Raw genomic sequence first — 13,568 nt, forward strand, 5'->3', positions numbered from 1 at the left:
TCTATAGTATATAGGGTAAGTTAATTAAAAGTATGGAGGTAGAGAATATGTTAATAAAACAAGTATTTAATAACAATGTAGTCTTGGTCTATGATGAATTTAAAAATAGAGAATATATTCTAACAGGCAAGGGCCTGGGCTTCCAGAAGAAAAAAGGCATGGTTGTTGATATAGATAAGGTGGAAAAGAAATTTATATCTGATGATACCAGTGTCAAAAAGAGGCTGATTGCCCTGACAGAAGAAATAGACCCCTATATATTTGATGTTACCAGTGAGATAATAGGTAAAATTGAAAAGTTCCTGGGAGAAGACCTTTATAAGTATATATATTTGTCTCTTACAGACCATATAGCTTTCGCTATCAAGAGGTTTAATGAGGGTATACTTGTTAGGAATACTTTTCTGTATGAAATAAAGAGGATATATAAGAGGGAGTTTGAAGCCGGTAAGTTGGCAGTAGATTACTTAAATAATAAATTTGGTATAGATATGCCTGAGGATGAGGCCGGTTTTATAGCCATCCATATAGTAAATTCATATTACCAGGGAAATTCCGAGAAGTATCAGGAAGATATAAAAGTTCTAAAAATTTTGAAAGATGTCTTGAATATTATTAGATATTATTATAAAATAGAATACAAGGAAGACGATTTGGATTATGACCGTCTGGTTACACATGTGCGATTTTTTGCAAAGAGGGTTCTTTTGAACAGGCGACTGGATGATAATAATGATGATTTGTTGGAATTAGTTAAAATTAAATATTGTGAAGCCTATGGGTGTGTAGAAAAGATTAATGATTATATAATGAATAATTATTTTTATGAAATTGGGAATGATGAGAAATTATATTTAACCCTACATATCGATAGAGTTACAAAAAAATCTTATAGGACTAAGGTTGTTACTGAAGAAGGCAAGACTTAGGTGTATAGGTGTGTTATGAAGTGTTAAGAACACTATTATTTTGTGTTCAAGTTTTCATGTATTCCTATATACTTAAGTCTTTTTTATTTGATTATCTTATGAACAATAGTTCTAAAGGATTCAATTTTATATTTATATTTTTTTAGGAGGTTATTATGGACAAGGGTAAAATTTTTGAAGTTTTACAAAGAATTGGTAGATCTTTTATGCTTCCAATAGCAATTCTACCAGTTGCAGGGCTTTTCCTTGGTATAGGTGGTTCCTTCACCAATACTACAATGTTGGAAGCCTATAATTTAATGGGAGTATTAGGTCCTGGTACTTTTGCAAACTCTATACTTACTGTTATGAACAGTGCAGGTAATATAGTATTTGCCAACCTGCCTATCTTATTTGCCATGGGTGTTGCTATAGGTATGGCCAAGGCAGAAAAGGCTGTTGCAGCACTTGCTGGTGCGCTTGCCTTCTTTATCATGCATGCTGCTATAGGTGCCATGATTACAGTTCATGGTGGGGCAGACAAGATGTTGGCAGGTTCTGTAGCTACTACAGTTGGTATTGAGTCACTACAGATGGGTGTATTCGGAGGTATTATAGTAGGTCTAGGTGTTTCCTACCTACACAATAGGTTCTATAAGATAGAGTTGCCACAGTCACTGTCTTTCTTTGCCGGTACTAAGTTTGTGCCAATTATATCTGCAGTTGTATACCTAGTAGTAGGTATAGCCATGTTCTACGTATGGCCTACGGTACAGGTTGGTATCAATGCTGTAGGAGAAATAGTTAGGGTTTCTGGTTACTTTGGTACTTGGGTATATGGTTTCATGGAAAGAATCCTTATTCCATTTGGTCTACACCATGTTTTCTACCTACCATTCTGGCAGACATCAGTTGGTGGTACAATGGAAGTTGGTGGCAAGATGATAGAGGGTGCACAGAATATATTCTTTGCCCAGCTTGCAGACCCGAATACATCAGTATTTAGTGTAGCTGCTACAAGGTTTATGTCTGGAAAGTTCCCACTAATGATATTTGGTTTACCGGGTGCAGCCCTTGCTATGTATAGGACAGCTAAGCCAGAAAAGAAAAAGATTGTTGGAGGTCTATTATTCTCGGCTGCTCTTACATCAGTTTTAACAGGTATCACTGAGCCAATAGAATTTACATTCTTATTTGTTGCCCCATTCTTATACCTAATTCACTGTATATTTGCAGGTGCAGCCTATATGCTAATGCACATATTCAAGGTTGGTGTAGGTATGACTTTCTCTGGTGGTTTAATAGACTTGACTCTATTTGGTATCCTTCCAGGTAATGCTAGAACTAACTGGTTGATGGTACTTGTAGTTGGTATAGGTTATTTCGTAGTTTACTACTTCCTATTTAGCTTCTTAATCAAGAAGTTCAACCTAAAGACTCCAGGTAGGGAAGAAGATGACAATGCAGAAGTTAAGCTATATACCAAGGCTGATGTAAATGCCAAGAAGGAGCAAAATACTACAGGAGACAAGGTGGCAAATGCTGACGATGACCTATCAATGGCTATAGTACATGGTCTAGGTGGAAAGTCTAATATAGAATCAGTTGATTGCTGTATCACTAGATTAAGGTGTACTGTAAAGGATTCAGGACTTGTTAAGGATGATGTCTTAAAGGGAACTGGTGCTGCTGGTGTAGTAAAGGCAGGAGCAGGAGTACAGGTAATATATGGTCCTAGGGTAACAATCATAAAGTCTAACCTTGAAGAATACTTGGAAAGATCTAATGTTGAAGATGCTTATGGGGATATGTTGGCTGCCGGTAAGTTAAGTGAAGGTGCCATGCTTGAAGAAGAAAAGAAAGTTGAACTTGGAGAATCTAGTTTGGAAATAGTTTCTCCAGCAAATGGAGACTTGCTTGATTTAAGTCAGGTTCCTGATGATGTATTTTCACAGAAACTAATGGGTGAAGGATTTGCTGTTGAATCTGCTGATGGAGATATATACGCTCCAGTAAGTGGTGAAGTAGGTATGATATTCCCAACTAAGCATGCGATAATAATTGCTACAGAAGATGGTCTTGAAGTATTGATCCACATGGGTATAGATACTGTCAAAATGGATGGTAAGGGATTTGAACTATTCTGTGAAATGGGACAGAAGGTTAAGGCCGGTGATAAGTTGGCCCACATGGACAAGGCTGTATTCCAGGCTGAGGGATATCCTACAGTTACTCCAGTAATCTTTACTAACCTGGATGCAAGCAAGAAGATTGAACTTGTGCCAGGTCAGGTTGAAGCTGGACAGAAGGACAGGGTAGCTTGTAAGTAGTATTACAAGATATATAGTCTAGTGTATAATAATATAATTTAAGATAAAAAGACTTGCCATAGGCTTAGTCTAAAATAGAAACAGGTAGATATCCACAATTATGGAATGTCTACCTGTTTTTTGACTGATTATTAAAGATTGAATTGGCTATTATATAAAGTTTATTATTATTTAATATATATCCATATAGCCTGATGGATGGAAATAGTATATCTCTTTAGTATTTTTGTTAACGAACATACCTAAATCAGTTGGTGCATTTGGTAGGAATACATAACCTTCATGACCCTTTTCTTTCAATACACTGTAAGTATTTTCATCACCCATGTAGCTGTAGTCTACCTTGCTATTTTTTTCCTTTAACAAGTTTAAAGCATCCTCTCTGCTTAGGCCTGCAGGCTTAGAAGAATTTTGGTCATTTTGCAAGTTTTCTTTTGGATTTTGGCCATCTTCCTTCTTTACTTGGTCTTTTGCTAGTGACTTATCATCCGCTACTGCTTTAGCATCGATTTTATGTGCCGGTCTCTTAGCAATATCCCTGCTAGTTTTATTTATTACTAGATCCTTATTTTTTGCCTTATCTATATTTTGTGAAGTATCTTTTGAGCCAGACTGAACTTCATCAATAGTTATATCTTCATGATTATTAACAGGTGTATTGCTATCTATATCTTCATTATCCTGCTTGTAATTATTATCTTCGTAAACAGGTTCTTTTACCTCTGCATACATAGTATCATTTTCTTTTATTAGTAAGTTTGATGCTTGATGGGCATTTAGGGCTAGACCTATACCACCTATTGAAATGATTCCTGCTACTATAATTGCTATTGTCAATACTTTCTTTTTCATAAAATCACATCCTTTGCTATAAAGAAAAATAAATTTATACTGATGTGTTATTACACCTTTTTATCAGTTTTATATACTATTATATTATCATATTAATTAGTATTTAAAGATTACAGGCCTGTTATTTACTATTACAGTTCCGTAATATGTTTTACATTTTGTAACAAGTTATCAACTGTGGTATAATTACCTTAATTAAAGAATTAGATTTTATAGAGGGGAAGATACTTAAAATGAAAAAAGTTAGAATAAAGCAGATTGCAAACTCTTTGATGTTTTCAATAGGTGTTTGTGGTATAGATTATTTGATTAAAAGTGGGAACGGAAACTTAGTTAAGCAGTTCGGTCATAATAGGGAAAAAATGACAATTTATTACAGCCTCTTATTTATTGTACTTTTTATCCTATGCAATATTGTATATGAGAAGATAAGAAAGTATAATTCTAGATAGTTTGGGTGTAGTTATGGCTAGTAACAAGAGTGTAACCATTAATAGGTTAGATATTGTGGATTATAAAGAAAATCCTATTAGAGAAGTTGAGGCTATAAGTTCTAAGTCTTTTATACATAGGGCCCTTATATGTGCTAGCCTTGCTCAAGGAAGGTCCACTATAAGCTATAAGGGGCTATCTGAAGACATTATGGCTACCATATCAGCCCTAGAAGTGATGGGGGCTAAGATTTATATAGAAGAGGATTGGATGACCGTAGAGGCCATACCAGCGGATAATATGTCACATAGTATTGGTAGCAAAGGAAACCATGACCATATTAGTTCTGATGGAAAGTATGGGGAGAAGATTGTTGATTGTAGGGAAAGTGGGTCTACACTTAGGATGTTACTTCCATTGGCAACTAGCTTGTCAGATGACTATATCTTCACAGGACGACATGGACTAATGACCAGGCCAATAGATGATTTAACACAGGCTTTAAGACAGGCAGGCTTTAGTATATCTTCTGATAGTCTGCCTATAGAAATAAGGAATAGAATAGGTAGAAAAAGGGATATAGAGCCTAAAAAAATATCTGATTTCCAGATTAGGGGGGATATATCATCACAATACATTTCTGGTCTACTTCTAGCTGGTCCTCTTATGGACGGTAAGCTAAGGGTAGATGTCATGGATAAATTGGAATCCAAGCCATACATAGACTTGACTAAGGATGTAATGTCCTTGTTTGGTGTCGAGGTAGAAGAGTACGATAGTAGAGAATCCCTAGCTGATGGGGATAGAAATAGGATAATAAAAACTTATAGCATTAAACCGGGACAGGCCTATAAGTCTAATAAGATAAAGGCCGAATCAGACTGGTCAAATGCTGGTTTTTTTCTTGCTATTGGAGCCCTTTTCAGGGGGATAAGGGTATTAAACCTTGACTTGGAATCTAGTCAGGGTGACAAGAGGATTATAGAAATACTTAAAGAGTATGGGGCAAGGCTTGTGGTCAAGGATTCTTATATAGAGGTTCTACCGGGTCAAAGGAAGCCTCTGAACCTAAATATAGCTGATACACCGGATATGTTACCAATCCTGGCTATACTTGCTGTATTTGCAGAGGGAGAGAGCTCTTTTACAGGAATTGATAGGCTAAGAATAAAAGAAAGTGATAGGATAGAGTCGGTTATAAGTATGGTTGAATGCCTAGGGGCTTGTGCTTGCTTAAAAGGCAAGAACTTGATTATATCTGGTAGAGACAGGAAGAAGTTGCCGGTTTATAGGGTCAATTCTTTCAATGATCACAGAATAGTTATGGCATCAAGTATAGCAGCAAGCCTATTAGATGGGCAACTTATAATAGAGGGGGCAGAGGCTGTGAACAAGTCTTACCCGACTTTTTTTGATGACTTTAAAGTACTAGGATTTGAAGTTAGGTAGGTGGTTGTATGACTTGGATATTAGGAAACAGGATAAAAATAAATATTTTTGGAGAATCTCATGGACCTGCAATAGGTGGTGTGGTAGAAGGCCTAGCTTCTGGTATTAAAATAGATATGGAAGAATTAGAAGCCTTCCTTGACAGGAGGGCCCCTGGCAAGACCAAACTAACTAGTCCTAGAAAAGAGGAAGATAGGCCAGTTTTTCATAGTGGCTTATTAGATGGATATACTATAGGAACACCTATTGCCTTTACAATTAAAAACTCCGACCACAGGTCTAGTGACTATTCTGATCTTGCTAAAAGTCCTAGACCATCCCACGCTGACTTAACGGCCAGACTTAGGTTTGGTGATGGGGTTGATATGAGAGGTGGAGGCAATTTTTCTGGTAGGTTAACGGCACCTATTTGTGTGATTGGAGGTATACTAATCCAGCTTTTGAGATATAAGGGTATAAGTATTGGCGCACATTTATACAAGGTAGGACCGATTATAGATGCAAACTACAATTTATTGGACCTAAGTTATGATGATACGGAAAAACTAAAAAATGCTGATTTTCCAACCATTGATCAGGAGGTTGGAAGAAGAATGCAAGACTATATAAATGAGGTTAGGTCAAATAAGGATAGTATAGGTGCCATTATAGAATGCGGTGTAGTGGGTTTAAAGGCTGGCTACGGTAACCCTATGTTTGAGGGAATAGAATCATCCATATCAAAAAATTTATTTTCTATACCAGGGGTCAAGGGTATAGAATTTGGACAGGGATTTGGGGTAGCTGATATGCTAGGTTCAGATCATAATGATGGGATGTACTATAAGGATGATGGCAGTATAGGTTACTACTCTAATAATTCTGCAGGTATTATAGGGGGTATATCTACAGGCATGCCTATAGTATTTAGGCTGGCCGTAAAACCTACACCTTCCATTGGAATAAAACAGAAAACTATTGATTTGCTTACTAAAAAAAATGTTACAATAGAAATCAAGGGTAGACATGACCCTTGTATAGGCATTAGGATGGTACCGGTAGTTGAGGCTATGACTGCAATTAGTTTGGCAGATTTTGTATTATAAATAATCTTTATTTTTCGATTTAATCAATTAAATGGAATAGGTTATAGGCAATATATATTATATTGAGGAGTATATTATGGATTTAGGACAGATTAGGACAAGTATAGACCAGGTAGATCGGGACCTAGTTGAGCTCTTAAATAGGAGATTTGATTTAGTTGACAAGGTAGGCCTATACAAGTATATCGAAGGACTGGAAATTGAAAATAAGGATAGGGAATCCTATATAAAAGATAGACTTATAAATGACTACGACCTGAAGGATGAGGCAATATTGGATATTTTTGAAGAAATATTTGCTGTAAGTAAGGCTAGGCAGTCTAAAAACTTCGCCTCATATAAAGAACTACAAGAAGAATGTAAGAAAAAAAAGAAAATATTATTCTCGTAGGTATGCCAGGTAGTGGTAAAACTACAATAGGAAAGAAATTGGCCTACTTTCTGAATAGGGACTTTATAGACATAGATGAAGTTATATACAAGGAAAATAAGTCTAAACCAGGTGAAATCATAGAAAAGTATGGTGAAAGTCATTTTAGGAGTTTGGAATCAGATGCTTTAAAAAGGGTGCTTAAGGAACAAGGTAAGGTTATAGCTACTGGTGGCGGCATTCTTACCAAGGATGAAAACTTAACCTATATTAAAAATCCAACCAATATAGTCTACTATATCGATAGAAACCTAGATGAACTTGCTATAGATGGTAGACCCCTTTCTCAGGGGGGACCTCAGGTACTAAAAGAACTATACAAGAAAAGGAATATAAGATATGAGACCGTTTGTGACCTTAAAATCTTTAATGAGGATATTTATGACACCATACACACCATAGCCAAGCATTATTTGACAATTTAAGCTATAAGCTAAAATGAGTAGAAAATAAACCTAAAAGCAAAGCTCTATTATGGAGGCCTATAAATTGAAAAATATCCATTTTTATGGTATTATGGTACTTATATAAAATAATGCTAATATATCAACTAATTTTTGGTTTAAATTAGTGACGAAATATAAGACAAAATATAAGGATAGACAAAATAAGAAAGGGATTTAATATATGTGTGGTTTTGTTGGATTTTTTGACAATAGCAATAACAAAGAAGTGATTTTAGATAAGATGATGAATAGGATTGTTCACAGGGGACCTGACATGGGGGGCAAGTATTATGATGACGATGCTGCCCTTGGTTTTAGGAGATTAAGTATACTTGACTTGTCTGAGGCTGGTGGCCAGCCCCTATATAGTCATGATGGCAATAAGGTCCTTGTTTTCAATGGGGAAATTTATAACTTTGAAGAAATAAGAAGTGAATTAATGAGCAAGGGTTATACTTTTAAGAGTGATACTGATAGTGAAGTCCTAATCCACGGTTATGTTGAATATGGTGAGGCCCTGGTTGATAGACTAAGGGGTATGTATGCCTTCTGTATATGGGACAAGGTAGAAAAGAAGGCCTTTGTAGTTAGGGACCACTTTGGCATTAAACCCCTATACTATTATGAATATAAAAAGGATGGTAGGGACTGCTTGTTAATAGGATCAGAAATCAAGTCTTTCTTAGAACATCCAGACTTCAAGAAGGAAGTAAATGAAAAAGCCCTAAGGCCTTACTTGACTTTCCAGTATTCATCTCAAAAGGATGAAACCTTCTTTAAGGGGGTAAAGAGACTAGAAGCAGGTCACTATTTTACATACCAGGATGGCAAGATGGAAATTAAGAAGTACTGGGATGTTGACTTCAATGATACACATTCAAGTTTAGAAGAAAATATAAAGAAGATAGAGGATGTAGTTGCTGACTCAGTTAAACTTCATAAACGTTCTGATGTCGCTTCGGGTGCATTCCTATCTGGTGGTATAGACTCAAGCTATATAACAGCTTGTCTAATGCCTGATAAGACTTTCTCTATAGGGTTTGAACAGGATAATTTTGATGAGTCTACTCTTGCAGCAGACCTATCAAAAATACTTGGTATTGAGAATATAAGAAAGACTATAAATGGAGATGATTGCCTAGGTAAATTGGCAGAAATCCAGTATCATATGGATGAACCTCAGGCCAACCCATCTACACTACCACTCTACTTCCTGTCCAAATTGGTAAGGGATAGCGGTGTAACAGTTGTCCTATCTGGTGAAGGTGCAGATGAAATATTTGGTGGTTATGAATGGTATGATACTGATCCTGGTCAGAAAAAACTTAAAAAACTGCCAGGATTTATCCTAAAGCCTGCAGCTGCAATAGCTAAGCACTTGCCAGAATTCCATGGAAAGACTACCCTACTAAGGGCAGGTAGACCAGTTGAAGAAACCTTTATAGGAGAGGCCCTAATATTTGAAGAAGATGAGGCTAAGGATATCCTAAAGCCTAAATACCAAAAGTCTAGAAGTGTAAGGCAGATTACCAAGGAAGTTTACGATATGGTAAAGGGTAAGGATGATATAACTAAGAAGCAGTATTTGGACATCAAGCTATTTATGGAAGGGGACATCCTACAGAAGGCTGACAAGATGAGTATGGCTCATTCTATAGAACTAAGAGTTCCCTTCCTTGATAAGGAAGTAATGAAGGTTGGGGAAGGTATCAGCTCAGACCAGAAGATCAGTCATGGAACTACTAAATATGTTTTGAGAAAGACTGCTGAAAAGAAATTACCTGAAGAATGGTATAAGAGAAAGAAAAAGGGCTTCCCAGTTCCAATCAGACTTTGGTTTCAGGAAGAAAAGCATTATAACTTTGTAAAAGAGTATTTCAATGCCGACTATGTAGATGAATTCTTTGACAGGGACAAGATTAATAAGTTGTTAGATGACCATTATCATGGTATAACTAACAATGCCAGAAAAATCTATACAGTATTGGTCTTCCTAGTATGGTACAAGAGGTACTTTATAGATGAAGTAGCAGGAAATTAATTGTCACCTTGTCTAAAAATTAATGGTACAATAAAAACAACATTTAAAAGATATAAATAGAGAGGAGTGAACTACTTATGCATAAGAAAAGACAATTAGGTATAATAGCAGTCATTCCTCTCCTTTTATTTGGAATTTTTTATGGGCTTAAACATGGCTACATTAGTCCTATGGTCAAGGGGATAGATATAAGAATTATAGGTGGTACCTTTATTACCAATGTAAATAAGTATGTGATAAAACTGGGTGACACGGTTTCTATATCACCTGGTGAATATATAATGGTTCCAGATTTTGCTAAAAAGCCAAGTCTAAAATTTGCCGTTCTTGATAATAAGTCTGTGGTATCAATCAAGGGTGATAAGCTGACTGCCAACAAGGTAGGATATGCTTCAATCGGTGTATTGAATAAAAATAGGGTCTTGAGAAAGGCTACCATAATGGTAGTAAATCCTAAAATAACCAGTATGCAGGTTCGCTTTGACAAGCCACTTAGGTATTATGGTGACAAGAGCAAAATTAATGCCAATATAGATATTGATGATTTTAAAAAATTAGAGAAAGGCTATAAACTTAAGTATATAAGTACTAATGACAAGGTCTTAAAGGTGGAAAACAACAGTGTAGAAGCAGTTGGGGTTGGAGAAGTAAAACTGATATCCAGGTATGATAGGAAGGAAACCCAGACCACTATAAAGATTGAGCCAAGGGTATCTAAGTTGGATTTAGAAGACCTATACGATATAGAACTCGATACTAGCCAAAATTTAAATACCAGGGTTGCAACCCTACCGATAAATATGAAGACTAAGGTTACATATAGGGTCTTGGATTCTGATAAATATGATGCCAACAAGAAGGTGGCCTTTGGAGAAAGTGGGCTTGAAACTAGTTTTGGGATAGAAATTGATGAAAAGGGTAATGTAAAGGCTAATAGGTTGGGAACATACTTGATAGAAGCTGAGAGTGGAAATAAGGTTGACAGGGCTCTTGTGAGTGTGGGTCCAGCTAAGTTTGAAAATATTGAACCAAAAAGTTTTCAGTATAGGTATGATGTTAATAATGGCAAGTTAAATATAGAGTTAGGTTGGGACCATAATTCTAGGATAAACTCCTATGATATATATGTTAAGGACAAAATCAGGGGTGAGGACTACAGTCTATATACCAGGACAAGGGCAGACAATGCCAGAATACCATTTGGCAATAGGTTGTCAGAACTTCTAAGGTTTGATATAGGGGCCGGATCAGACTTTGATTATGATATATATATAGTTGGAAATAATTACTATGGGGAAAAAACAAAAAATAGCAAGGTCCTACATATATCTAGCCATATAGGTAATTCATTCCAAAATAAGTACGTTAAAAACCTAGAGGCAGTTACAGATAGGGAAAACAGCACTGTTAGATTAAGATGGAGTCCGATAGACGGGGCTAAATATAGCTACAGGGTATACTATGTGGATAAGAATGGAAAAGAAGGCAATCATATATTGCTGGCAAAGAATATACAAAAAAATACGACTACCCTAAAAATAGATAGGAGCAAGATAAACTACGATTTTTATATAATAGCTGTCAACGAACATGGTCAGGTATCTACTTTTAGCAAGCCTGTTAATGTAAAATCAAATTTCTTGGAATAAATAGGAAATATACCAGTATAAACGTTGACAAAGTATTTTAAAATTGTTATACTTTTGTTATTGAATTTTAAAGACAGTGATTAGGAGAGTAGTCATAGGTCAATGTTTTAGCGAGCTGGTGGTGGTGTAAGACTGGTAATATACTTATGATGAAGAACACCTAGGAGTTTCTGACCGAATAAAGTAGGCTCAGACGGTTGGATACCGTTATAAATCTTCTAAGAGATCGGCCTTGGCCGGTAATTAGGGTGGTACCGCGATTATAACACGTCGTCCCTTTTGTGGACTACGTGTTTTTTTATTTATTAGGTAGTCCAGGTGTAAAATATATTATATAGTTTAATTAGGAGGAATTATGCAAAAGGAATTTTTAGAAGTAAAGGCTCTTTATAGGAATAGTGAAGAGTATATAGACAAGACAGTAAAGATAGCGGGATGGATTAGGACATCAAGAATATCAAAGAGTTTTGGTTTTATGGAAGTTAATGATGGTTCTTTTTTCAAGAACCTACAGGTCGTAATTGACGAAAAGGCCTTGGATAATTTTGCCCAGGTGTCTAAGTTAGCCATTTCTTCATCAATCTTGGTAGAAGGTAAGTTAGTAGCGGTAGATAATGCTAAGAATCCAATAGAAATACATGCAAGTAAGATTATAGTAGAGGGGGATTCAGATTCTAGTTACCCACTACAGAAGAAAAAGCATACATTCGAATACTTAAGAACTATAGCCCACCTAAGACCGAGGTCAAATACTTTTTCAGCTGTATTTAGGGTAAGGTCAGTAGTTGCGTTTGCTCTACATAAGTTCTTTAATGAAAGAAACTTTGTATATGCACATACACCACTTATTACAGGTTCAGATACTGAGGGTGCTGGTGAAATGTTTAGGGTAACTACTCTTGATATGGAAAACCCACCACTAACTAAAGATGGCAAGGTAGACTATAGTAAGGATTTCTTTGGTAAGGAAGCCAACCTGACTGTTTCAGGCCAGTTAAACGGTGAAATAATGGCCCTAGCATTTAGGAATATATACACATTTGGTCCTACTTTCAGGGCAGAAAATTCATACACAGGTCGTCATGCATCTGAATTTTGGATGGTAGAACCTGAAATAGTTTTCGCTGACCTTGAAGACAACATGGACTTAGCAGAGGATATGATTAAGTATGTAATCAACTATGTACTTGAACATTGTCCGGAAGAAATGGCCTTCTTTAACAGCTTTATCGATAAGGGTCTCTTAGAGAGATTAGATAACATCCTAAATTCTAATTTCAAGAGAATTACATATACCGAAGCAGTGGACATCCTAATCAAGTCAGGTCAAAAGTTCGAATATCCAGTTGAATGGGGATGTGACCTACAGACTGAACATGAAAGATACATTACTGAGCAGGTTTACAATGCCCCAGTCTTTGTTACAGACTATCCGAAGGATATTAAGGCCTTCTATATGAGGATGAACGAAGATGGTAAGACAGTAAGGGCAATGGACTTATTGGTTCCAGGTGTCGGAGAAATAATAGGTGGATCCCAGAGAGAAGAAAGATATGATGTCTTGATGAATAGGATCCAGGAACTAGGTCTTAATGAAGAGGAATACTGGTGGTACCTTGAACTTAGAAAGTTTGGTACAGCAACACATTCTGGATTTGGTCTAGGATTTGAGAGAATTATAATGTACCTAACTGGTATGTCAAATATAAGGGACGTTATACCATTCCCTAGAACACCAAAGAATGCCGAGTTCTAAGTAGATCGATAGTTCTTTATGTTTTCATATATTTTAGGGGAGGTTATACCTCCCCTTTATGCTATAAATATTATAGACAATATAGACTAAGTAAAGAATAATAGTATAAAATGTACCAGAATGGTTTCTATTTACAACTATTTATGAAATTGTTAGACGTTTTATAAATAAGTTAGAGTATATAGTAAAG

The 13,568-nt window shown here is 36.0% G+C and carries 11 protein-coding genes and 1 other annotated feature; of the genes, 10 read left to right on the top strand and 1 reads right to left on the bottom strand.

Features of this window, described 5'->3' with window-relative positions; translation table 11 throughout:
• The first annotated feature begins 47 nt into the window (after positions 1-47).
• On the top strand, positions 48-929 hold the full coding sequence (licT, locus tag HMPREF0634_RS04340; RefSeq protein WP_007789357.1) for a BglG family transcription antiterminator LicT: 882 nt from the start codon (positions 48-50) through the stop codon (positions 927-929).
• A 155-nt stretch (positions 930-1,084) separates the two neighbouring features.
• Positions 1,085-3,238, top strand: coding sequence for a PTS transporter subunit IIABC (locus tag HMPREF0634_RS04345; protein WP_007789480.1), 2,154 nt, complete (start codon positions 1,085-1,087; stop codon positions 3,236-3,238).
• A gap of 171 nt (positions 3,239-3,409) precedes the next feature.
• Here HMPREF0634_RS04345 and HMPREF0634_RS04350 read toward each other — a convergent pair whose 3' ends face one another.
• Positions 3,410-4,090: a hypothetical protein gene (locus HMPREF0634_RS04350; RefSeq protein WP_040565754.1), complete on the bottom strand. Its 681-nt coding sequence runs from the start codon at positions 4,088-4,090 to the stop codon at positions 3,410-3,412.
• A 233-nt stretch (positions 4,091-4,323) separates the two neighbouring features.
• Between HMPREF0634_RS04350 and HMPREF0634_RS04355 the strand changes: the two genes are divergently transcribed.
• From HMPREF0634_RS04355 to asnS, 8 genes are all read left to right on the top strand, one after another.
• Complete coding sequence (locus HMPREF0634_RS04355) at positions 4,324-4,542, top strand: hypothetical protein (protein ID WP_040565755.1); 219 nt, start codon at positions 4,324-4,326, stop codon at positions 4,540-4,542.
• A gap of 13 nt (positions 4,543-4,555) precedes the next feature.
• A complete protein-coding gene (gene aroA / locus HMPREF0634_RS04360) occupies positions 4,556-5,971 on the top strand; it encodes a 3-phosphoshikimate 1-carboxyvinyltransferase (protein WP_007789463.1) in 1,416 nt (471 codons plus the stop codon).
• 8 nt (positions 5,972-5,979) lie between these two features.
• Complete coding sequence (aroC, locus tag HMPREF0634_RS04365) at positions 5,980-7,056, top strand: chorismate synthase (RefSeq protein WP_007789461.1); 1,077 nt, start codon at positions 5,980-5,982, stop codon at positions 7,054-7,056.
• A gap of 76 nt (positions 7,057-7,132) precedes the next feature.
• A complete protein-coding gene (locus HMPREF0634_RS04370) occupies positions 7,133-7,447 on the top strand; it encodes a chorismate mutase (RefSeq protein WP_007789438.1) in 315 nt (104 codons plus the stop codon).
• A 2-nt stretch (positions 7,448-7,449) separates the two neighbouring features.
• Positions 7,450-7,911: a shikimate kinase gene (locus HMPREF0634_RS04375; protein WP_007789436.1), complete on the top strand. Its 462-nt coding sequence runs from the start codon at positions 7,450-7,452 to the stop codon at positions 7,909-7,911.
• Between the two features lie 202 nt (positions 7,912-8,113).
• Positions 8,114-9,973 carry an asparagine synthase (glutamine-hydrolyzing) gene (gene asnB / locus HMPREF0634_RS04380; RefSeq protein WP_007789469.1) on the top strand — a complete coding sequence of 620 codons (1,860 nt, stop codon included), beginning with the start codon at positions 8,114-8,116 and terminating at the stop codon, positions 9,971-9,973.
• A gap of 77 nt (positions 9,974-10,050) precedes the next feature.
• Positions 10,051-11,622 carry a fibronectin type III domain-containing protein gene (locus HMPREF0634_RS04385; protein WP_007789468.1) on the top strand — a complete coding sequence of 524 codons (1,572 nt, stop codon included), beginning with the start codon at positions 10,051-10,053 and terminating at the stop codon, positions 11,620-11,622.
• Between the two features lie 67 nt (positions 11,623-11,689).
• Positions 11,690-11,903: a binding site (T-box leader), on the top strand.
• A gap of 74 nt (positions 11,904-11,977) precedes the next feature.
• On the top strand, positions 11,978-13,378 hold the full coding sequence (asnS, locus tag HMPREF0634_RS04390) for an asparagine--tRNA ligase (protein ID WP_007789399.1): 1,401 nt from the start codon (positions 11,978-11,980) through the stop codon (positions 13,376-13,378).
• Positions 13,379-13,568: the final 190 nt, after the last annotated feature.

It is taken from the genome of Peptostreptococcus stomatis DSM 17678 (genome assembly GCF_000147675.1).
GTDB classification, from domain to species: domain Bacteria; phylum Bacillota; class Clostridia; order Peptostreptococcales; family Peptostreptococcaceae; genus Peptostreptococcus; species Peptostreptococcus stomatis.

Excerpts from the sequence above, each read along its gene's own strand:
- licT (WP_007789357.1), top strand. The coding sequence starts at position 48 with ATGTTAATAAAACAAGTATTTAATAACAATGTAGTCTTGGTCTATGAT.
- HMPREF0634_RS04345 (WP_007789480.1), top strand. The coding sequence starts at position 1,085 with ATGGACAAGGGTAAAATTTTTGAAGTTTTACAAAGAATTGGTAGATCT.
- HMPREF0634_RS04350 (WP_040565754.1), bottom strand. The coding sequence starts at position 4,090 with ATGAAAAAGAAAGTATTGACAATAGCAATTATAGTAGCAGGAATCATT.
- HMPREF0634_RS04355 (WP_040565755.1), top strand. The coding sequence starts at position 4,324 with ATGAAAAAAGTTAGAATAAAGCAGATTGCAAACTCTTTGATGTTTTCA.
- aroA (WP_007789463.1), top strand. The coding sequence starts at position 4,556 with ATGGCTAGTAACAAGAGTGTAACCATTAATAGGTTAGATATTGTGGAT.
- aroC (WP_007789461.1), top strand. The coding sequence starts at position 5,980 with ATGACTTGGATATTAGGAAACAGGATAAAAATAAATATTTTTGGAGAA.
- HMPREF0634_RS04370 (WP_007789438.1), top strand. The coding sequence starts at position 7,133 with ATGGATTTAGGACAGATTAGGACAAGTATAGACCAGGTAGATCGGGAC.
- HMPREF0634_RS04375 (WP_007789436.1), top strand. The coding sequence starts at position 7,450 with ATGCCAGGTAGTGGTAAAACTACAATAGGAAAGAAATTGGCCTACTTT.
- asnB (WP_007789469.1), top strand. The coding sequence starts at position 8,114 with ATGTGTGGTTTTGTTGGATTTTTTGACAATAGCAATAACAAAGAAGTG.
- HMPREF0634_RS04385 (WP_007789468.1), top strand. The coding sequence starts at position 10,051 with ATGCATAAGAAAAGACAATTAGGTATAATAGCAGTCATTCCTCTCCTT.
- asnS (WP_007789399.1), top strand. The coding sequence starts at position 11,978 with ATGCAAAAGGAATTTTTAGAAGTAAAGGCTCTTTATAGGAATAGTGAA.